Below are 21,170 nucleotides of genomic sequence, written 5' to 3' on the forward strand. Positions count from 1 at the left end.
CGGAGCAACAGGCCCGACTGGAATAACGGGACTGCCCGGAATAACAGGAGCAACCGGAGTAACAGGACCGCCCGGAGCGACGGGAGCAACCGGAATAACGGGAGCAACCGGAGTAACCGGGCTAACCGGAGCAACGGGAGCAACCGGAATAACGGGAGCAACCGGAATAACGGGACCGACAGGAGTAACTGGAGCAACAGGTCCTACTGGGGGCATTGGTCCTATAACCACAACCAATTTGTTATATTACACTTTTGCAGATGGAGAGAAACTTATATATACAGATGCTGACGGGATACCTCAATATGGTACAACGAATATTTTGTCTCCTAGTGAAGTTTCTTATATTAATTTGTTTGTTAACGGAATACTGCAACCACAACCATTATATGAAGTGAGTGCTGGTAAATTAACTTTATTGGATACGCAACCACCATCGCAAGGATCTTCAATTATATTACAATTTATCATTATTAATTAAAAGGACAGTTCCTTAATGAAAAGGAATCTGTCCTTTTTGTTTTATATTTGAATAGTTAAAATTAAGTGAAGGTACATTCAATTTCTAGCTGTTATAAATGGTTGAATGATAGGAATTTTAACTTCAATCCTTTTCATAGTGTATTGGAATAAAATATAAAATGAATTTTGCAACATAGTATATGAGAGTTCTCTATAATACAAACGGCTTCATGTTTAAAAAAGAGAACACAATCTTAGTAAAGAAATAAGGTATATTTATATGAAAAAAATGGCACTGTTAATTGTTGAGTATATTCAAATTAATATGTGTATTTAAACCTAAGAGATAAACGTGGAAAAATAAAATAAACTCTTAAGTTTAGGTATTTAATCTAAGCAGTCAATTATTAAAAACATATAATTAATATGTGAGTCATGAACATAATTAAATAGCGTTTGCAAGTTTAATTATATTTCATGTTTCCTATTTTAAGTCAATATATAACACATACTCTTTTACAACTTTATGATCCTTATAATAGGAAAAACTCAAATATAAAACAAGTAAGGAGGACATAAATGACAAGTAATAATTGTTTCGGTCATAACCACTGCAATAATCCGATTGTTTTCACTCCAGATTGCTGTAACAATCCACAAACAGTTCCAATTACTAGTGAGCAATTAGGTAGATTAATTACTTTACTAAACTCTTTAATTTCGGCTATTGCAGCGTTTTTTGCAAATCCAAGTGATGCAAACAGATTAGCTTTACTCAATTTGTTTACTCAACTATTGAACTTACTAAATGAATTAGCACCTTCTCCAGAAGGGAATTTCTTAAAACAATTAATTCAAAGTATTATTAATTTACTACAATCTCCTAACCCAAATCTAAGTCAATTACTTTCTTTATTACAACAATTCTACAGTGCTCTTGCACCATTCTTCTTCTCTTTAATTATTGACCCTGCAAGCTTACAACTTTTATTAAACTTATTAACTCAATTAATTGGTGCTACTCCAGGAGGCGGCCCAACAGGTCCAACAGGTCCAACAGGTCCAGGAGGCGGAGCAACAGGAGCAACAGGAGCAACAGGTCCAACAGGAGCAGGAGTAACAGGAGCAACAGGAGCAACAGGTCCAACGGGAGCGACAGGTCCAACAGGAGCAACAGGCCCAACAGGAGCAACAGGATCAACAGGTCCATCAGGAGTAACAGGAGCAACAGGCCTAACAGGAGCAACAGGAGCAACAGGTCCAACAGGAGCAACAGGTCCAACAGGAGCAACAGGTCCAACGGGGGCAACAGGTTTAACTGGTGCAACAGGCTTAACTGGTGCAACAGGAGCAACTGGTGGCGGAGCTATTATTCCATTTGCTTCAGGTACAACACCATCTGCGTTAGTTAACGCGTTAATAGCTAATACAGGAACTCTTCTTGGATTTGGATTTAGTCAGCCTGGTGTAGCTTTAACTGGTGGAACAAGTATCACATTAGCATTAGGTGTAGGTGATTATGCATTTGTAGCACCACGCGCAGGGGTTATTACGTCATTAGCTGGTTTCTTTAGTGCAACAGCTGCTTTAGCTCCATTATCACCTGTTCAAGTGCAAATACAAATATTAACTGCACCTGCAGCAAGCAATACGTTTACAGTACAAGGCGCACCTCTTTTATTAACACCAGCATTTGCCGCAATAGCGATTGGTTCTACAGCATCAGGAATCATTGCTGAAGCTATTCCAGTAGCGGCTGGAGATAAAATACTACTGTATGTTTCATTAACAGCAGCAAGTCCAATAGCTGCAGTTGCTGGATTTGTAAGTGCAGGTATTAATATCGTTTAATTTGTTACAATGTTTAGTAGGAAATTAAACAGGGGTTTGTATATAGTCCTTCCTAATAAATTTAGGAAGGACTATATTTTTTGAGGAAATAAGTAATAAATCAATTGAACAATTACTCTTTATTAAGTTCGTATAAAAAAGTATAATTTACCCTTTCTCATTTAAGGCATAAGTTATGTAACTTTAAAAATTTCCGATCAGCAAAAAAAGATGAATTCTTTTAAAAAAGAATTCATCCATAAAATAAACTATTTATTTTTATTACAGTTACATCCTTTTTTCTTTACATAGCCTTGCTCGGCTAAGTCTCTTTGCGATTGGGAATTGGAAGATTGAGAATTGGAAGATTGAGAGGATGCTGAAGAGCTACTATTTTTATTATAAGAGTAGTTTTTTCGATAGTTATAATTACTCATAGTACTATCACCTCCAATTTAATATATAAATATTATATGTATGTACACTATCAATTGTTACTATTATTAATAGGAAGAGAACATACAATAAAAAAATCTCCTCGGTATTTTCCTAGGAGATAAATGATGATTCTTTTAAAAATTTACAAATTAATAGCCCCAGTAAAGAGGAAAGTAATAAGAATCTTGGGGATACGGATTATGTTGTTGAGGGAGGGGTTGGGTTGGGTAATTTTTCATTCCACGGTTTTGATTGCAGTTTGCCGGAGGGCCAATAACAGTAGTTGATTGAATAGGAGAAACCGCTTGTTTCCATTGTTGTTCATTGAGGCAGTAAGTATGGGCCATCATATGAGCAGGAGTTAATCTTAAAATATCAGAACCGAAAATAACTTCTGGCGCTGGGGCATTGAAAATAGCTAATAAATGAGTATTATCAGCTGTAGCAATTTCATAATGCCACCACGCTTGTGGAATGTTGGCAACTTGCCCCGGTTTTATCGGTAAGTTTAATATTTGATTCGTAAATGGATTAAGTAAAGAAACAACAGCAGACCCTGAAATACAATAAACAAGTTCAGCTGCATTTTGATGAATATGTGGTTCTACAACATTTCCTGTACTTAAATAAATATCTAATAAAGAAGTATTTTCTAAAGTGTTTAATTGTTTAATACCAAGTACATTTATATAATTTTGGGCATCTTTCCGAAAAAAATTACTTTTATTTACATCATAAGTAAAATTGGTTGAGGGGGAGGTATAGTCGATGTTGGCAGTCAATTGTATTACCCGCCTTTCTATAGGTAAGTTAGGTTACAAAATTAGGATATGTGTCTAGTCTTTGTTTTGTGCTGTTGTCGGTAGCTTAATAAATTCACTTATTCCATAAAGAATAAAGTATAAAGATTAAACTATATTCGTATTCCCATTCATACTTTGGATTGATGGAAAAAAGTAATGAAAATGTTAATTTAAAAGTACATCAATCATTTATAAGGAGTGAATGTTCATGTCATTTAGTGAAATGATTAGAAATGAAGTACTCAGCTGGGCGGGTGTTTCTGAAAAACCGCATCGATTTGGTGGTATTGAAATAAATTATGGTAAGAAAGAACTTGGCCATCTTCATGGTGATAAATTAGCTGATTTACCATTTCCGAAGTTAAAGCGAGATGAATTAGTGAAGCAAGGATTGGTAAAACCACATCACGTATTACCTGAATCAGGATGGATCAGTTATTATATAAAGAGTGAAGAGGATATTCCATTTGCAATTGAGTTATTTCGTATGCAATATGACCGAATTAAAAAATAATGAAATAAAGTAGGGTAATAAAAATTTATTTTCATGTCACATCCCTCCTTAATCGTTCGTCTTGTATGTAGAACGATAAGGAGGGATTTTATTATGAATACATTTGATGTAGCAATTGTTGGCGGTGGGCTTGCTGGATTAACAGCATCTATATATTTAGCGAAAGCTGGAAAGAAAGTGATTGTATTAGAAAAATCCAGTCAATTCGGTGGCCGAGGGATGACTATAAATAAAAATGGAATCTGCATGAATCTTGGTGCACATGCTTTATATAGAGGCGGGGCAGCGTTTATAACTTTTAATGAGCTCGGTTTGAATCTTCCAGGTGGAATACCATCTACAAAAGCACATGGAATATGGAAAGGGGATATATTCACCATCCCAACAGATTTTCGCTCAATTTTATCAACACCACTACTTTCGTGGTCTGCAAAAGTACAATTCTCACGTCTTATGATTCGTTTAGGAAATTTAGATGTAGGAGAAGTTCCGAAAATGAGTCTAACTACATGGGCAGAAAATGAAATAAAAGATCCAATGGTTCGTAATATATTTTATGCGCTATGCCGGACAACAACATATACGTTTGCTCCTACAATACAATTAGCATCATCTGTACTAAAGCAAATACAGCTTTCTATAAAAGAAGGAGTGCTTTATGTAGATGGTGGTTGGGAGACGATAATAACAAAATTAAGAGATTTAGCGAATGATGTCGGGGTAAAATTTTTGGCTAAAAAGCATGTTTTGGAAATAGAGCATTATGAAGATAAACAAAGAATACATTGTGTTGATGATGAGGTTTTTGCAGTAGATACAGTCATCGTGACGACTCCGCCAAAAGAGGCTTGTAAAATAATAAAAGGTGCAGAAGGAACAAATTTGCATAGATGGAATGAACAATCGGTACCGGTTACTGTTGCTGCATTAGATATTGGCTTGAGACAATTACCCAATCCTACACATCAATTTGTATTAGGATTAGATCAACCTATATTTTTCACAAATCAATCGAGAGCAGCTAAATTAAGTGAAGATGGATCAATTGCAGTGAGTCTAATTAAGTACCATAATCCTATGCTAGAGATGAATCATATTCATGAAGATAAAGAACAGTTGGAAAGTACGATGGAGTTGTTACATCCAAATTGGAAAAGAGAAGTTGTTGCACAGCAATATTTACCGAAAATAACAGTAGTACATGATTTTCCTCATATTGACCGTGTTGAAAAGCCGGGTCCTAATATACCTGAAATGCCAGGTGTTTATGTTGCAGGAGATTGGGCAGGGCATGATGAAATATTAGCTGATGCTGCGGTAGCAAGCGGGAAACGAGCAGCGTTACACATTTTAAAGCAATATGAAAGTGAGGCAGTTCATCATGGAAACGGAGCAGTTATATGAAGCGTATCAACCATTATTATTTTCGTTAGCATACAGAATCCTTGGGAGTGTTATGGATGCTGAGGATATCGTTCAGGATGTATTTATCTCGCTAAATAATATAGAAGATCCTCAATCTATAGAAAATATGAAAGCATATTTATGTAAGATGGCGACAAATCGTTCAATTGATAAATTACGATCGGCAGCGCATAAACGTAACGTGTATGTAGGGATGTGGTTACCAGAGCCACTTGTAGACGAGAGTGATGAGCCATCAAAGTCATTTATAATGAAAGAATCCCTTTCCACCGCATATTTATTACTTTTACAACAACTATCTGAGGTAGAAAGGATTGTTTTCATATTAAGAGAGGTTTTCAGTTATGAATACGAAGAAATAGCTTCAATTGTTGATAAGAGTAGTGTGAACTGCAGGAAGATCTTTCAACGTGCAAGAAAAAGCATTTTGGAGAAACCGAAGCAATCAAAATTAAGCACGGAGAAAATGGCTTCTTATGTTGAAAAGTTTGTATCATCATTACAGTGTGGGGATGCGGAAGGTATGTTAGAAGTATTAAAAACAGATGCTATACTCAAAGCTGATGGTGGTGGTAAAGTTACGACTGCGATTAATCCGATTTATTCTGCGGATCGAATTATACGTTTGTTCTTTGGGATTGCACAACGATTGACAGAAGAGTACACTGTTGATTTCAAAATGGTAAATGGTATACCAGGAGTTATAGTTACAATAAATAATAAAGTAACGTATGTTCTTTCGTTTGCATTTGAGGATGAGAAAATTTCAAATATTTATATGATGGTTAATCCTGAAAAACTTATGCATTTAAATGTAAAAATATAAAAAAGCGCATTTCTTCAGAAATGCGTTTTTTATTATTTTTCTAACATTTCAAGAGGTACATCTTTTTCGCCCGCTACCTCAAATTTAATTTCCCCGTCTTCTTCATAAATACGTGTAATAATCGGTATAGTAATCATTAATTTTTTATGCTGCTTTCGTTTTCGAGCAGCATCTAAGCTAATCACGTTCATTTGTAAGCATCCTTTCTTCTGGAAATATATAAACAAAGAAAATGCGTCCGAAAAGGGCGCTTAATTGAATTTGAAATACCGATTCATTTAAATGGGGTTTATATAATTTAATAACTGCAATTTTAATATGAAATAATATGAATGGAATAATTGCACGTAGAAATTAACTTTACCAAAAAACGAAACAATATGCTATAAAAAATTATAAATCTTTGTCATATAACAGGAAAAAGGTTTTTGTTTCGCATATAATAAAAAGTAGACGGGCAGCAAGAGCTTTTTCATCATATTGCTTGGAAAGGCGATGAAAAGAATGGATACAGTAGATTCATTATTATTGCAACTTGAACAATATGGAGAAGAGCATGATCGAAATAAAAAAACAAGGGAAGAAAAATTACGGAATGTTTCTCGTGAGATGGGGCAATTTTTATCAATTTTAGTAAAAGGGTGTAATGCAAAAAATATCTTGGAAATTGGAACTTCTAATGGTTATTCTACATTGTGGTTAGCTAATGCGGTAGAAGAAACAAATGGAAATGTAACAACTGTAGAGCTTTCTTCAGAACGAGTTGGAGAGGCACTTGTCAATTTTGAAAAGGCAAACCTGTTACAAAGAATCGATATTCATAATCAAGAAGCCGGGGCATTTTTAGATTCGCAATTAGATCATTCATTTGATTTTATTTTCCTAGATTCAGAGCGCACGCAATACATGTGGTGGTTTGAGCATATAAAACGTATGTTACAACCAAAAGGTTTTCTTGTTGTTGATAATGCAACTTCTCATGCGAGTGAATTAGATGAGTTTATAAAAATGATTGAAGAAGATGATACGTTTGAAACGGTGTTATTAGCGTTTCAAAAGGGAGCATTTGTAGCTCGCAAAAATAAATAGAAGTGAGTGTAATAGAATTATCACATTGAAAACAGGTGAATGTCAAAAGATTGAGTGTAGCACGATTGAAAGAACGTAAATTATTTAGGAAATATATGAAGAATCCGCCTTCAGCATGTTGTTCTCTAGGTCTTAAGTCTGAGGAAAATTATGTTGATTACAGGTATACTTATAGTAAGAAACAGGGAATGACTGCATAAACAGGCATTTCTAAAAAAGTCGATTTCAAGCAGTCAGAATGTATATGAAATACGATATAATTGATGAAATATAGTGCATATAAATTCGCACATATAAATAAAGGAGCGATTTTGTTGACTGAACTCGAGAAAAAAGAACCTGTATCCATTGTGAAAGATAATAATGTAGAAGTAGTAGTTGATACAGTTATAAAAGATGCAGAATTAGAGGAACTAAATAAAGAAGCGGATCTTTATGTACAAAAGTTAAATAGCGAGCAAAATACAGATTTATCAAAAGTATTGTCTCAGCTAGGAGATTTAGGGGATAAAGAGCAACAAGCAGCAGGACAAACGTTATCAGCTTTAAAACGCCCTGTAACAGCGATGATGAATGGGAAAAATGAAGAAATTCCAAATACATTGTTAGAATTACGAAAAGTGGTATCAGAGCTTGATCCCAATTCACTTAAAGCAAGTGGTATGAAGAAAATAATGTTTAAAGTATTCAAGAAAAATCCACTTGAAACATACGTGCATAAATACCAATCTATAGATAAACAAATCGAGGAAATTATTAGATCCCTTCTAATTGGTCGTGATAACTTACAAGAGGATACAGTTGGTCTTGAAATGTTAAAAGAACAATCGCACGATAAAATTCATGCTCTTGATAAACAAGTATACTTAGGGAAAAAGCTTGCTGGCATGCTTGAAGCTGAGAAACAAAACCCAGAGCGTCAAAGGGATATTCCGTTAATTAACGATGCATTAGAAAAGATACTTGTACGTACACGTAATATGCAGCAAGCGAAAAGTGTATTATTACAATCTATAGCTTCTGTAGACATCATTAAGAAAAATAACGAAAAATTAACAGAGGCAATACGTAATGCGATTACGATGACGCAAAACGTTGTAACAGTTTCAGCTGCTATTCAGCTTGCATTAACGAATCAACGGAAAACAATTGATGCAGTAAATGCGACGAATGAAGCAATTGAATCGATGGTATTAAGTAATTCTCAAGCGTTAAAACAAAATACAGAAGAAACGACGAAATTGCTTGAAAACCCTGCTATTAGCATGGATAAATTACGTGAATCATTCCAAAATGTGTTCGCTGCAATTGAAGCATCTGAAAAATCTTCAGAACGTATTATTGAGTCAAGTAAGAAGTTCGTTATTGAACTAGACACATTTAATGATGAGATGAAGCAGAAACTCATTCAGCGTCCAAGGAAATAACTGATTATTAGAGGAGGTGAACAAATGAGTTTCATTCAAACAGTACTATTACTACTCGGTACATTGCTTTTAATAGCATTTACTGTCGTTGTTTTAGTCGTATACTTCGGGCGGAAACTGTATTTTTCATGGACGAAGCCATATAAAAGAGCGCAAGATTCTCTAGATAAGATATCAAACAAATCAATACCGTTTCTACAAGAATTTACACAACATCCACTGTTTTATCGCTGGATTCGCACCGAAGGAAAGAAAGAACAAAATACATTAAATACTCTATTTTGTACATCAGGTCAACGTACGAGAGAGCAAGTCTTCTCGATGTTACCGAAAGAAAAGCAGAAAAAAGTGCATGTAATGGCAAAAACTACGAAAAAGCTTACGAATGAAGATATTGATGTGGCTGCGATGAAAGTGAAAGATTTCTTAAGACAAGAAACGCAGCAAACTGTAAAACCGACAGACTTATCATTTTACAAATTGTATTTTTATGACCGTTATCCAGACGCATTAAATGCAATTCAAGCGTATAAACGCTCAATAAATCCTTCATTACAAAGAACGGTTGATGATATTACAATTTCAGTATTAAATGCACTTCCGTACTATCAAGAGCAACGCATGTTTGAACAACAACATAAACTTGAAACATTCTTAATGAAAGATTTAACGGCCATGTTATCGTTGGTAGTACAATTACCACCTTCACAAAGACCAGAGAAGGAAGAAGAACTGAAGATCTACTTGGAAAATTTCAAAAAAGAAATGGAAGTAGTAGAGCGAGATATTCGCGACTCGATTGATCACGATTTAAATGTGAAGATGAGAGCAGCGACTGAGAAGTTTAAGAATAAATAACAAAAAGCGCCTTAAAAGCTAAATATCACAGCTTTAAGGCGCTTTTTTTATGAGGCTTTATTTTGCTCTAACGGTAGTATGACTAGAAGCCACACTTTCATTATGCAATCGATCAACTGCAGTTACGACATACGTATACGTTTCTCCAGAAATAGCGGTTTTATCTACATAAATTTCTCCAAGTTTTGTTTTTCTTACAGTAGTAAGTAAATTTTTTGGGTTTTGTATATCCACTTCATTTTTCCCATTCGCGCGGTAAATAGCGTAATAAGCAGAATCATTATCTCTATTGTCAATGATGCCAATTGCAATACCTTCATTTCTTGGAATGGCACCTTTTAAAGTCGGTTGTTTTGGTGGATTATGATCAATCCAAGGCATAGGCGGGATTAATGCAGGGTGTTTATATATGTCTTTTGAGAGTCTATCTTTAACTCCAAGTAGATTGTTATTAATATCTTTTAAGCTAAAATGCATACTACCTTTGATTTCAGGATATAGCCGGTTTAATGCAATTTGTCTTGGATATTCTTCTGGATCAGACCAAGCAGGGACGGAGTTATTATTAATTTTATAGGCCGCTTGACCAATGTATAGGTGAATCGGTTTGTTATTTGTTTCTTTAACCCACCAATCTACTAATATGTCATATGAAGCTGGGGTGAAACCTATATTCCAATATATTTGCGGTGTAATGTAGTCAATATATCCTTTTTGTATCCACTCACGTGTGTCAGCATAAAGGTCATCATAGTTTCTTTGGCCTGCGGTTGTGTTAGAGCCAGTCGGATCGTCAGCTATATTTCTCCATACGCCGAACGGACTAATGCCAAACTTTACATATGATTTTTCTTGTTTTATAGCATTATTTAAATCTTTTACAAGTTCATTTACATTGTTACGTCGCCAATCTTCTATATTTGTAAATCTACCGTTATTATATGTTTCGTACGTTTTCTGATCTGGAAATTCTTCACCGGCTACTTTATATGGATAAAAATAATCATCCATATGCAGCGCATCAATATCGTAATTTTGTACGATTTCTAAAGCACCTTCTGTTATAAATTTTTTCACTTCTGGAATACCGGGATTGTAATATAACTTTCCGCCATAAGGGACAACCCAATTGGGATGTTGCCTTGCAGGGTGATAGTTTGATAATCGATTTATATCGGTGTGATTCATCGTTATTCGGTATGGATTAATCCAAGCGTGGAATTCTATATTTCTTTTATGAGCTTCTTCAATCATAAATGCGAGCGGGTCATAACCAGGATCTTTTCCTTGTGTACCCGTAATGTATTCAGACCAAGGACCGTAATTTGAAGGATAGAAAGCATCAGCGGTTGGTTTAATTTGTACAACAACTGTATTCATACCAGTGCTTTTTACATTGTCTAATAACCTTATAAATTCTTGCTTCTGTTTTTCAATAGGTAAGCCAGTTTTTGATGGCCAATCAATATTCAGAACTGATGCGATCCATACAGCACGTAATTCATGTTTTTTGTACGTAGTATTTACTTCAGCATAAGTAGAGTGAGGGGGAATGAAAGAGAAAGGGATGAACAAGATAACGATACAACATATCATTAATAAACGTTTAACGATCATTTATACGCCTCCCTATCATATGATTATTTAAAATAATATCTGAGGCAAGGTTGACCTTGCAATAGAGAAAATTGCATATTGAAACATTAATTTAATAGGAAAAATATTTTTAATGAAATTTACTTTCATTATAACTAAATTCATTTACTACTTCATATGCTTGTTAGTAAAGTGAAACTTCCTTTCATTTGAAGGGTAATAAATTATAAGTATAGGAGGATTAATAAATGAAGGTTTTGTTCGTCTGTTCTGGAGGAATGTCCAGTGCAATTGTTGTAAACGCTTTAAAAAAAGAAGCGGAGAAAAATGGTGTGAACATGGAAGTGCATGCAATTGGAACGAATGAGGTAGAGGAAGAAGTAAAGAATGGCTGGGATGTCGTAATGGTGGCACCTCAAATAAGACACCGATTTGATTCTGTAAAAAAATTTGCAGAGGAGGAATCTATTCCGTGTGGCATCATTCCACCGCAAGCATACACGCCACTTGGAGGCCCGACTTTATTAAAAACTGTAAATGAATTAATCAGTTAGGGGGAAGCGTTATGAATAAGTTTGTCACGTTTCTTGATAAAAACTTATCTGGCCCGATGGCAAGGCTTTCTGAGCAGAGGCATCTACAAGCAATCCGTGATGGAGTTATTTCGGCGTTACCATTTATTATAGTAGGAAGCTTCTTTTTAATAGTAGCATTTCCACCACTGCCGAAAGATAGTTTCATATCGGTTTGGGCATTAAAGAATCAAACAAGTATATTGATACCATATCGTTTAACTATGTTTATTATGTCCTTATATATAGCATTTGGAATAGGATATAATTTAGCGAAAAGTTATAAATTAGATGCTTTATCAGGAGCACAGCTTGCGGTATGTTCACTACTTTTAACATTAACGCCTGAGTTAATTGATAAAAAAGGGTTCATGCTTCCGATGACAAATCTCGGAGGTCATGGATTATTTGTGACGATGATTGTTTCTATTTTATCCGTAGAGATTTTAAGATTTTGTAAGAAGAAAAATGTAATGATTAAAATGCCAGAACAAGTACCGCCATCTGTGTCGCGTTCGTTTGAAGCACTTATACCTGCTGCATTCGTTATTATTATAATGAGTCTAGTAACTGTCGTTTTTAGCATTGATTTACACCATGTTGTTGATAAATTAGCAGCACCATTAGTAAAAGCTGGGGATAGTTACTTCGGTGTAATGATTCCAGTGTTTTTAATTACGTTTTTTTGGTCATTCGGAATCCATGGTGTGTCGGTTGTTGGAACTGTTGCTCGGCCATTATGGGAAGTATACCTAGGGAAAAATGGTGAAGCAGTTGCTAGTGGAGCAGATCAGTTGCCATTTATTTCACCAGAGCCGTTATATCAATGGTTTATATGGATTGGCGGTTCTGGTGCGACGTTAGGGCTTGTATTAGCTATGATTATATTTGGTCGATCGAAATATTCGAAAGCATTATCAAGAACTTGTATTGTTCCGGGTATTTTTAATATTAATGAACCAGTCATATTCGGATTACCGATTGTACTAAATCCAATTTTAATTATCCCATTTATCATTACACCACTTGTAACAGCAACTGTTGCATATTCAGCAACTGCGATGGGATTTGTAACACCAACGCATATTATGCCGCCATGGACATTACCTGCTCCAATTGGTGCATATTTAGCAACAGGTGGAGATTGGCGTGCGATTGTATTAGTTTTTATAAATATAGCAATATCGTTCCTTATTTATTTACCATTCTTTAAAATGTACGACAAAAATATGCTTGAAATTGAAAAGAATGGTGACGGGGAATCTGTTAATCCTTAATCTGCACGCTGTTATTTTGAGTGATAGACTTTTTGTCTATCACTTCTTTCACATTAAAACTAGAAAGGGGGAAATAGAATGAATATAAAATTTAGTTATAAAGGCGTATTTTTATTATTATTTGGAGTGATTTGTGCAAATTTACTTTTTGTCCCTTTATTAGGCATGCTAAATCTATCACAAATGCATAGTATATGGCTCGTTACAAGTATTGCGGCAAGCGTTTTGCTTACGGTAGTTGTTTCTTTCATTGATGGATCGTTTGCATCGAAAGCTCAGTTGTTTTTTAGATTTATATTGTTTTCGATTGGTTGTACGTTCGTTACTTACATGATTGTTTTTTAGTAAATAGGAGGTCATGCACGTTATGTATATTGCAGGGGTAATGTCTGGTACTTCATTAGATGGAATAGATGTAGCGCTCGTTCATATAGAAGGAAGTGGTGTAGATTCTAAAATCGAACTCATCCATTTTACTACTGTTCCATTTTGTAATGATATGAAAAATGAGATCCAACAAGCGTTATCAATTGAAACTTCGAATGTCCAACTTATATGTAGTTTAAATTTTAAACTTGGTTTATGCTTCGCCAATGCTGTAAAGGAAGTTTGTAAAGAGGCCAATTTTCCTTTGAGACAATTAGATTTAATAGGCTCTCACGGACAAACGATTTATCATCAGCCAAAGCAAGAAGGTAATATTCTTTCTTCAACTTTGCAAATTGGGGAACCAGCAGTAATAGCGTATGAAACGAATACGACAGTTATTTCCAATTTTCGAACGATGGATATGGCAGCTGGAGGACAAGGTGCACCACTTGTACCATATTCAGAGATTATTTTATATCGTCACCAAACTAAAAATAGACTACTACAAAATATCGGCGGGATTGGTAATGTGACTGTAATACCAAGTCAACTAAGTGAGAAGAGCGTTATAGCATTTGATACAGGTCCAGGTAATATGGTAATGGATGAAGTATGCCAAAGGTTATTTCAGTTGTCATATGATCAAAATGGTAAGATTGCAAAACAGGGGGTAGTTGTAGAAGAAATTTTGACATATTGTATGAACCACCCATTTTTGAAAATAAATCCACCGAAATCAACAGGTAGAGAACAGTTTGGAGAAGCGTTTGTGACTGAATTATTGAATCGATTTGAAAAGCATAGTAGAGAAAATATATTGGCAACTGTCACGATGTTTACAGCAAGTTCAATTGTTCATCATTATCAGGAATTTATTTTTCCGTATTATGAAATCGATGAAGTAATATTAGGCGGGGGCGGAAGTTATAATCGTACACTTGTTGAAATGATACGATTTGGATTAAAGGAAGAAAAATACAAAATATTTATTCAAGAAAATTTAGGCTATTCCTCAGCGGCGAAAGAAGCGATCGCCTTTGCGGTTTTAGCAAACGAAACGTATTATCGTAATCCGAGTAATGTGCCGAGCGCAACAGGTGCTAAGAATTCCGTGGTTTTAGGGAATGTAACATTCCCTCCAATATGTAAATGAAAATGAGGCGAACATATGAAGTATATGATCGGAGTAGATGGCGGGGGAACGAAGACAGAGGCAATTGCATTTGATCAAAATGGAAATGAAGTTGTAAGAGGTATGAGCAGATTTGGAAATGTATTAATAGATTTTGATGAGGCACTTTTGCATATTATGGAAGCAATTGATCAATGCCAGAAGAGTTTAATAAATGGGCATTGCGTTTGTGTTTGTTTAGGGTTAGCCGGCATAAGTGGCGCGAATACAAATGAATTAACATTACGTTTAAAAAAGAAATACGGAACAGAAATTGAAATTTTTAATGATGCAATGATTGCGCATGCAGCTGCTTTAAAAGGTAAGGATGGAATATTAACTATAGGTGGTACAGGGGCAATTTGTATCGGAAAGAAAGGAGAAGTGTATGAGTATAGCGGTGGATGGGGACATATTTTAGGTGATGAGGGGAGCGGATATTGGATTGCATTACAAGCTTTAAAGAAAATGGCAATTCAATTCGATCAAGGAATCAGTCTTTGTCCATTGAGTTTGAATATTCAAAGTCAGTTTCAACTGTTGACACCGTCTCATATAAAAAGCTTAGTATATACTTCTTCTAAAGATAAAATTGCAGCAATCGCGCCATTAGTTATTCAGGCAGCGAGAAATGGCAATGATTATGCGCATGAAATTATAATGCGAGCTGGAAAGGAATTAGCAAGAATTACGGTAGATGTTTATAACAAGATGCAATTTAAGCGCTCAACTCCAATTGCAGTAAGTGGCAGTATATTGCGTTTAGTTCCTGAAATATTTGCTGCATTTAAGAAATGCTGTGAAGAAAGTATTAAAGAAATTGTATTTGTATCACAAGCAGAAATGGCAGTGAAAGGAACATATTATTTAATGAGGGATATATATTTTTAAAAATAGCGTATGAGAATTTTTGTATGATTTGTAAAAATATGATGTTAAAATGTATAAAGGGATGTATGTTAAAACGTACAATATACGTAGTAATTGAATATTGTATATGTAATCCCATGTAGAAAGTGAATGATTACATGATTAATAGTATGCAGTTTTTATATTTGATGGCTTCTTATTTAATTGGAAACATCTTGACCGCTTATATAGTAACAAAATTGAGACATAACGTTGATATTAGGGGTGAAGGAAGCGGAAATCCTGGTGCAAGAAATATGGGGCGCGTATATGGAAAAGGGTATTTCATCGCTACATTTTTAGGTGATGCGATTAAAGGGGCAATCGTTGTTACTGTTGCAAAATATCTTTTTGAAGATCCTACATTCGTAATGTTAACATTATTGGCCGTTATTATTGGACATATTTACCCAGTTTTATTTAAAGGTAAGGGCGGTAAAGGTATTTCAACATTTATTGGAGGATTAATCGCATTTGATTATTTGATAGCGCTTACCCTCATAGGCATTTTTATTGTATTTTATTTAATATTTAAAGGATTTACGAAGCCAGGACTAATTACGATTGCTTGTTTACCAATTTGTATGATTTTTTATTCTTATTCTATTGTTACGACTATTTTAAGTGGAATGATTATTGTACTTATTCTATATGTAAATCGAGAATAAAATGAATGTTTAATAAGTGGGGATAATCTCCACTTATCATTTTTTATTAAATAGATAAAGGAGATAAGGCATGGGGTTAATTTATAAAGTTGCTGATCAAGATTGGGAATTTGAAAGTATACATAAATTGAATTATAAAACTTTTGTAGAAGAGATTCCGCAACATGAAGAAACGAAAGACCGGTTTCGTATAGATCGGTTTCATGAAGAAAATACATATTTAATTTGTTTAGATGAGGATAGATTAGTAGGTATGGTCGCGGTGCGGGGAAAACGACCATTCTCGTTAGATTATAAAATTTCAAATTTAGATATTTATTTGCAAGAGCATGGAGAAAAAGTGTATGAAATTCGTTTACTTTCAGTAGAACGTGAATATAGGAATGGAAGAGCGTTATTAGGATTAATTCGTTTTCTACATCGTTATTTGCTTCTAAATGGATATGAATTGGCACTCATTTCTGCAACAACACGTGAACTAGCTTTATATGAGCAAATGGGATTCAAATCTTTCCATACGTTAGTTGGTACAGAAGAAGCAGCCTTCCAGCCAATGTATGTTACCCCTGCTATGTTTGAAGAATCGAGTGTTGGAAGTATTATGACGAAAGAATACACGTTTTTACCTGGTCCAGTAGATATTGAAGAGAATGTTCGAAAGGCATTTTCTACGCGGCCTATTTCGCATCGCTCTAAGTCATTTCAAGTGACGATGGACAATGTGAAAAAACGGTTACTTCACATGACAAAAGCAAAACATGTACAGCTTATGTTAGGAACAGGGACGTTAGCAAATGATGCAATTGCTTTGCAACTACGTTCTTTAAAAGGGAAAGGACTAGTATTAACAAATGGAGAATTTGGAAATAGATTAGTTGGGCATGCAAAACGAGCACAATTACATTTTGATACGTATAAAAAGGAAATGGGAGAGCCGTTTATTTATAACGAATTAGAAGAAATAATGACAACCGGAAATTATGAATGGCTTTGGTTTGTTCATCATGAAACATCTACTGGAATGTTAAACGATTTAAACGAGCTAAATACTCTTTGTAACGAGAATCAAATGAAACTATGTGTAGATTGCATAAGCTCAATTGGAGCAATACCAATAGACTTGAAGGATGTGTATTTTGCAAGTGGTGTTAGCGGTAAAGCGATTAAATCATATACAGGAATTTCTTTCATTTTTCATAACCACATTGTAAAAATAAACGAGGCTGTGCCGGCTTATATGGACATTGGTATGTATGAAGAAAATGAAAGCATTCCATACTCACAATCATGGAATTTAATTTATGCATTGCAAGAAGCGTTGAAGAGATTTGAAGATGAAAAGGCATTTGTAAAAATTAAAGAGACATACGATTATGTTGAAGAAGTTATTACTGATATGAGCTTAAAGCTTGTTTCACCTAAAGAACATGCCGCGCCAATTATACTTACTATTGTATTGAGCGAAGATCATTCTTCTAAAGTAGTAGGCGATGCATTAGCATTACAAGGATACATCGTTCATTATGAGTCATCTTATTTACAAAAGAATAATTGGATCCAAATTGCATGTTTAAATCATTATAAAGAACGTGATGTGAAGAGGATGTTAAATTGTTTGCAAATGTGTTTATTTCAGAGTGGGGTACATATATAAAGACTTTTTCTTTTCGTATAAAGGAGCTACGACTTACGAAAACTTAGGAATAGAACAGTGGAAGAGGTGTAAGTATGATAACTAGAAAACTACCATTACATATAGACGATATTAAAAAAGCTCACAAGATTCTAGATAGAAATGCTCGTAAAACGCCATTAGTAAAATCGTTTTACTTGACTAGTAAAACGGGGGGAGAAATTCATTTGAAATTAGAAAATATGCAATTAACGGGTTCTTTTAAATTTCGTGGCGCATTTAATAAAATGTCGCGGCTCACGGGTCAAGAAAAAGAAAGAGGTGTAATTGCATGTTCAGCAGGTAATCATGCACAAGGAGTTGCATTATCTGCTCATTTACTCGGTATTAAGAGTAAAATTGTTATGCCAATTTCTGCACCTCAGGCAAAAGTTGAAGCAACTAGAGGATATGGATCTGAAGTGATTTTACATGGTGAAACCTTTGATGATGCAAAGGCAAAATGTGAAGAAATTATAAGGGAAACAGGTGAGACATACTTACATCCATATGATGATGTAGAGGTAATGGCTGGTCAAGGTACAATTGGATTAGATATTCTTGATGATATGTGGGATGTAGATACTGTCATTGTACCAATAGGTGGAGGCGGAATTATTTCTGGTATTTCTGTAGCATTAAAATCTTTTAATCCATCGATTAATATAATTGGTGTCCAAGCAGATAATGTTCATGGAATGAAGGCATCTTACGATAAAGGAGCAATTGTAGAACATTATGAGGCGCCTACTATTGCAGATGGTTGCGCTGTTAAAATACCAGGGGAATTAACATTTGAAATTGTAAAAGAATTAGTAGATGATATTGTAACTGTATCAGAAAAAGAACTGGAAGTAGCGATGAAAGATTTATTACAACGTGGGAAAGCTGTTGTAGAAGGTGCAGGTGCATTAGCAACTGCTGCACTTCTTGCAGGAAAAGTTGATAGCTATATAAAAGGAAAAAAAGTAGTAGCGGTTATATCTGGTGGGAACGTAGACTTACAGCGTATATCAAGTGTATGTGAGCACTTTTTTGTCGCTAATGAAGTGAAATAGTTTTATGAAAGAAGAGCTAAGAGAAATAATCTTAGCTCTTACTTTTTGTCTACCGTTTACTGTAAGTAGCAATAAATTTACTGTTTAATGAATGGTTTTATTTAAGCGCCAATTTTTACACATATCTTGAATGTTACAATAATTATTTCAATATTGTCGAAACATGAGCAGAAATTTAATATAATAGTTTTAATGTGCTAATGAGCGGTGAGGAGGGCAGGTCATGAATAAAGAAGAACAGGTCATGAACGGTTTCAGGGAATTATATAATAAGCTGGTTTGGCTTAATAAAGATAAGATGGAAGAAGGTCTTAAAGGTTTTAAGTCTTCTGAAGTTCACTGCATTGAATATATTGAAAACAATGCAGATTCTAACGTGACACAACTCGCAGAGGCTTTTTATGTGACTCGCGGTGCTATAAGTAGAATGACTAAGAAGCTCATACAAAAAGGTTTTATTGAAAGCTACCAAAAGTCAGAAAATAAGAAAGAAATTTATTTTAGGCTTACCGAACAAGGGAAAGAAATTTATAAAATCCATGAAAATCTGCACAAAGAGTTTCATGAGCGGGATAAAGCTGTATTTGAGCAAGTAACTAAAGAAGAATTCGACAGTATAATTCGTTTCGTGGAAAAGTATAGTAGACATTTGGATGCAGAAATAAAGAAACAAGGTATACATATTAAATCGTAATACATTTTAATAATGAAATGGCAGCCCTACTCTAATGCGAATAGGCTGTTTTTTTATTATGTCATTTTTGTTGACTAATCAACAAAACGGAGTTATTATTTTGTTGACGAAGCAACAAAGTATTTTAAGGAGAGAAGTTAAATGTCTATATTTAGATCACAAAATGAAAGGGAAACTGAAAAAAGCATAGATAAACATGCTTTACTATTCGGACTTATTTCTGTATTTCTTTGTGGTATAGGTTTCAGTATCATCATGCCTGTAGTCCCATTCTTAGTACAGCCATATATAAGTAATCCGGAAGAACAAGCATTAGTTGTAACACTACTAACTTCCGTATATGCGGCTTGCGTGTTTTTAGCTGCCCCAGTACTCGGGGCTTTAAGCGATAAGTATGGCCGTCGTCCATTACTTTTAATATGCTTATTTGGTTCTGCAATTGGGTACTTAGTTTTTGGAATAGGAGGAGCTTTATGGGTACTATTTGCTGGACGCATAATAGAAGGAATAACAGGCGGGAGCATAAGTACTATCTTCGCATACTTTGCAGACATCATTCCAAAAGAGCAGAGAACGAAATACTTTGGATGGGTGAGTGCAGTTGTAGGTGCGGGAACTATCATTGGTCCAACCATTGGGGGGGGACTTGCCAAGTTTGGTGATACTGTACCTATGTATTTTGGTGCAATCATAACGTTAATAAATGTTGTATATGGGATCAAATATATGCCTGAGAGTCTTGAAAAAAATAATAGGTTGAAAGAGATTACTTTTGTAAGGTTAAATCCTTTTGCACAGCTAGCAAACATACTTTCCATGAAAAGTTTAAAATGGTTACTTGTCTCAGCGTTTTTACTTTGGATACCTAACGGATCTTTACAAGCAATTTTCACGCAATTTACAATGGATACTTTCAGTTGGAAACCTGCATTAATCGGACTTATGTTTTCAATTTTGGGCTTTCAAGACATCTTTTCACAAAGTTTTATCATGCCAAAGCTTTTGATCCAGCTTAGTGATAAACAAATAGCAATTCTTGGGATGGTTTCGGAGATTATAGGATACAGTTTTATTGCGGCATCAGCTTTGTTTTCACTCTATCCACTACTTATCGTTGGAATGCTGATGTATGGTTTTGGGGATTCAATTTTCGGGCCTTCATTCAACGGGATGCTTTCAAAGTCTGTTAGTTCTAGTGAACAAGGAAGGATTCAAGGTGGAAGCCAATCTATTCAAGCTTTAGCAAGAATGATTGGTCCTATTATTGGAGGACAAATCTATGTATCACTTGGTCATGCGGCACCTGCTTTTATGGGTGTGATCCTTATAGTCGCGGCAATAGCAGTTTTGTATAAGGGGACACATGCAACTGTATAACAGATAGAAATAAGAACAAATAAAAGGGTGCCAGAACTTAGGAATAAGTGCTGACACCCTATTTGTTTACGGTTTGAGGACTAAGAGAAATTCTTTTACTGTTTAGGAATTTATTCTGCAATGCTCTCATGGTAA

21 protein-coding genes are annotated in these 21,170 nt (G+C 34.9%); 18 read left to right on the top strand and 3 right to left on the bottom strand.

Going from position 1 to position 21,170, the window contains the following annotated elements; translation table 11 throughout:
• Together AC1Q51_RS03170 and AC1Q51_RS03175 are read left to right on the top strand one after the other, a co-directional pair.
• On the top strand, positions 1-481 hold a 481-nt coding region (locus tag AC1Q51_RS03170), incomplete at its 5' end, for a DUF4183 domain-containing protein (RefSeq protein WP_492331364.1).
• Between the two features lie 560 nt (positions 482-1,041).
• Positions 1,042-2,313 carry an exosporium glycoprotein BclB-related protein gene (locus AC1Q51_RS03175; protein WP_492331365.1) on the top strand — a complete coding sequence of 424 codons (1,272 nt, stop codon included), beginning with the start codon at positions 1,042-1,044 and terminating at the stop codon, positions 2,311-2,313.
• A 566-nt stretch (positions 2,314-2,879) separates the two neighbouring features.
• On the opposite strand, the gene AC1Q51_RS03180 is transcribed toward AC1Q51_RS03175, so the two are convergent.
• A complete protein-coding gene (locus AC1Q51_RS03180) occupies positions 2,880-3,512 on the bottom strand; it encodes a cupin domain-containing protein (protein ID WP_000126322.1) in 633 nt (210 codons plus the stop codon).
• 229 nt (positions 3,513-3,741) lie between these two features.
• Here AC1Q51_RS03180 and AC1Q51_RS03185 point away from each other — a divergent pair, with 229 nt between their 5' ends.
• The 3 genes from AC1Q51_RS03185 (at position 3,742) to AC1Q51_RS03195 (ending at position 6,298) form a co-directional block, all read left to right on the top strand.
• Positions 3,742-4,047 (top strand): luciferase domain-containing protein, encoded by a 306-nt coding sequence (locus AC1Q51_RS03185; protein ID WP_000010317.1) that lies wholly within the window; start codon positions 3,742-3,744, stop codon positions 4,045-4,047.
• A 93-nt stretch (positions 4,048-4,140) separates the two neighbouring features.
• A complete protein-coding gene (locus AC1Q51_RS03190; protein ID WP_090976556.1) occupies positions 4,141-5,451 on the top strand; it encodes a phytoene desaturase family protein in 1,311 nt (436 codons plus the stop codon).
• On the top strand, positions 5,429-6,298 hold the full coding sequence (locus AC1Q51_RS03195) for a sigma-70 family RNA polymerase sigma factor (protein ID WP_000447145.1): 870 nt from the start codon (positions 5,429-5,431) through the stop codon (positions 6,296-6,298). Before AC1Q51_RS03190 ends, AC1Q51_RS03195 begins: the two co-directional genes overlap by 23 nt.
• 32 nt (positions 6,299-6,330) lie before the next feature.
• On the opposite strand, the gene AC1Q51_RS03200 is transcribed toward AC1Q51_RS03195, so the two are convergent.
• Positions 6,331-6,489 carry a hypothetical protein gene (locus AC1Q51_RS03200; RefSeq protein WP_001100984.1) on the bottom strand — a complete coding sequence of 53 codons (159 nt, stop codon included), beginning with the start codon at positions 6,487-6,489 and terminating at the stop codon, positions 6,331-6,333.
• 304 nt (positions 6,490-6,793) lie between these two features.
• Between AC1Q51_RS03200 and AC1Q51_RS03205 the strand changes: the two genes are divergently transcribed.
• The 3 genes from AC1Q51_RS03205 to AC1Q51_RS03215 all read left to right on the top strand — a co-directional run bounded on the left by AC1Q51_RS03205 (position 6,794) and on the right by AC1Q51_RS03215 (position 9,672).
• Positions 6,794-7,387, top strand: coding sequence for an O-methyltransferase (locus tag AC1Q51_RS03205; protein WP_002094007.1), 594 nt, complete (start codon positions 6,794-6,796; stop codon positions 7,385-7,387).
• Positions 7,388-7,701: 314 nt separating this feature from the next.
• Entirely contained in the window at positions 7,702-8,814 is a 1,113-nt protein-coding gene (locus AC1Q51_RS03210) for a toxic anion resistance protein (protein ID WP_000137396.1), read from the top strand.
• 24 nt (positions 8,815-8,838) lie between these two features.
• Positions 8,839-9,672: a DUF3974 domain-containing protein gene (locus tag AC1Q51_RS03215; RefSeq protein ID WP_000008373.1), complete on the top strand. Its 834-nt coding sequence runs from the start codon at positions 8,839-8,841 to the stop codon at positions 9,670-9,672.
• Between the two features lie 57 nt (positions 9,673-9,729).
• On the opposite strand, the gene AC1Q51_RS03220 is transcribed toward AC1Q51_RS03215, so the two are convergent.
• Positions 9,730-11,289, bottom strand: coding sequence for a glycoside hydrolase family 10-like protein (locus AC1Q51_RS03220; protein ID WP_098256918.1), 1,560 nt, complete (start codon positions 11,287-11,289; stop codon positions 9,730-9,732).
• A 227-nt stretch (positions 11,290-11,516) separates the two neighbouring features.
• Here AC1Q51_RS03220 and AC1Q51_RS03225 point away from each other — a divergent pair, with 227 nt between their 5' ends.
• From AC1Q51_RS03225 to AC1Q51_RS03270, 10 genes are all read left to right on the top strand, one after another.
• The gene (locus AC1Q51_RS03225) at positions 11,517-11,822 is read left to right on the top strand and encodes a PTS sugar transporter subunit IIB (RefSeq protein ID WP_000865907.1); all 306 of its coding nucleotides are present in this window, start codon (positions 11,517-11,519) and stop codon (positions 11,820-11,822) included.
• An 11-nt stretch (positions 11,823-11,833) separates the two neighbouring features.
• The gene (locus AC1Q51_RS03230; protein WP_001032277.1) at positions 11,834-13,117 is read left to right on the top strand and encodes a PTS sugar transporter subunit IIC; all 1,284 of its coding nucleotides are present in this window, start codon (positions 11,834-11,836) and stop codon (positions 13,115-13,117) included.
• Between the two features lie 78 nt (positions 13,118-13,195).
• The gene (locus AC1Q51_RS03235) at positions 13,196-13,462 is read left to right on the top strand and encodes a hypothetical protein (protein WP_001021963.1); all 267 of its coding nucleotides are present in this window, start codon (positions 13,196-13,198) and stop codon (positions 13,460-13,462) included.
• Positions 13,463-13,484: 22 nt separating this feature from the next.
• On the top strand, positions 13,485-14,639 hold the full coding sequence (gene anmK, locus AC1Q51_RS03240) for an anhydro-N-acetylmuramic acid kinase AnmK (RefSeq protein ID WP_492331366.1): 1,155 nt from the start codon (positions 13,485-13,487) through the stop codon (positions 14,637-14,639).
• A gap of 15 nt (positions 14,640-14,654) precedes the next feature.
• Positions 14,655-15,548 carry a BadF/BadG/BcrA/BcrD ATPase family protein gene (locus AC1Q51_RS03245; RefSeq protein WP_000876626.1) on the top strand — a complete coding sequence of 298 codons (894 nt, stop codon included), beginning with the start codon at positions 14,655-14,657 and terminating at the stop codon, positions 15,546-15,548.
• 137 nt (positions 15,549-15,685) lie between these two features.
• Positions 15,686-16,234, top strand: coding sequence for a glycerol-3-phosphate 1-O-acyltransferase PlsY (plsY, locus tag AC1Q51_RS03250; RefSeq protein ID WP_000610838.1), 549 nt, complete (start codon positions 15,686-15,688; stop codon positions 16,232-16,234).
• Positions 16,235-16,304: 70 nt separating this feature from the next.
• On the top strand, positions 16,305-17,888 hold the full coding sequence (locus tag AC1Q51_RS03255; RefSeq protein ID WP_090976565.1) for an aminotransferase class V-fold PLP-dependent enzyme: 1,584 nt from the start codon (positions 16,305-16,307) through the stop codon (positions 17,886-17,888).
• A gap of 74 nt (positions 17,889-17,962) precedes the next feature.
• Positions 17,963-18,964 (top strand): bifunctional threonine ammonia-lyase/L-serine ammonia-lyase TdcB, encoded by a 1,002-nt coding sequence (tdcB, locus tag AC1Q51_RS03260; protein WP_090976568.1) that lies wholly within the window; start codon positions 17,963-17,965, stop codon positions 18,962-18,964.
• Positions 18,965-19,187: 223 nt separating this feature from the next.
• A complete protein-coding gene (locus AC1Q51_RS03265; protein ID WP_001030895.1) occupies positions 19,188-19,658 on the top strand; it encodes a MarR family transcriptional regulator in 471 nt (156 codons plus the stop codon).
• A gap of 141 nt (positions 19,659-19,799) precedes the next feature.
• Positions 19,800-21,035, top strand: a complete 1,236-nt coding sequence (locus tag AC1Q51_RS03270; protein ID WP_097924862.1) for an MFS transporter — start codon at positions 19,800-19,802, stop codon at positions 21,033-21,035.
• Positions 21,036-21,170 lie beyond the last annotated feature (135 nt).

The organism is Bacillus sp. MT94 (assembly GCF_058792475.1).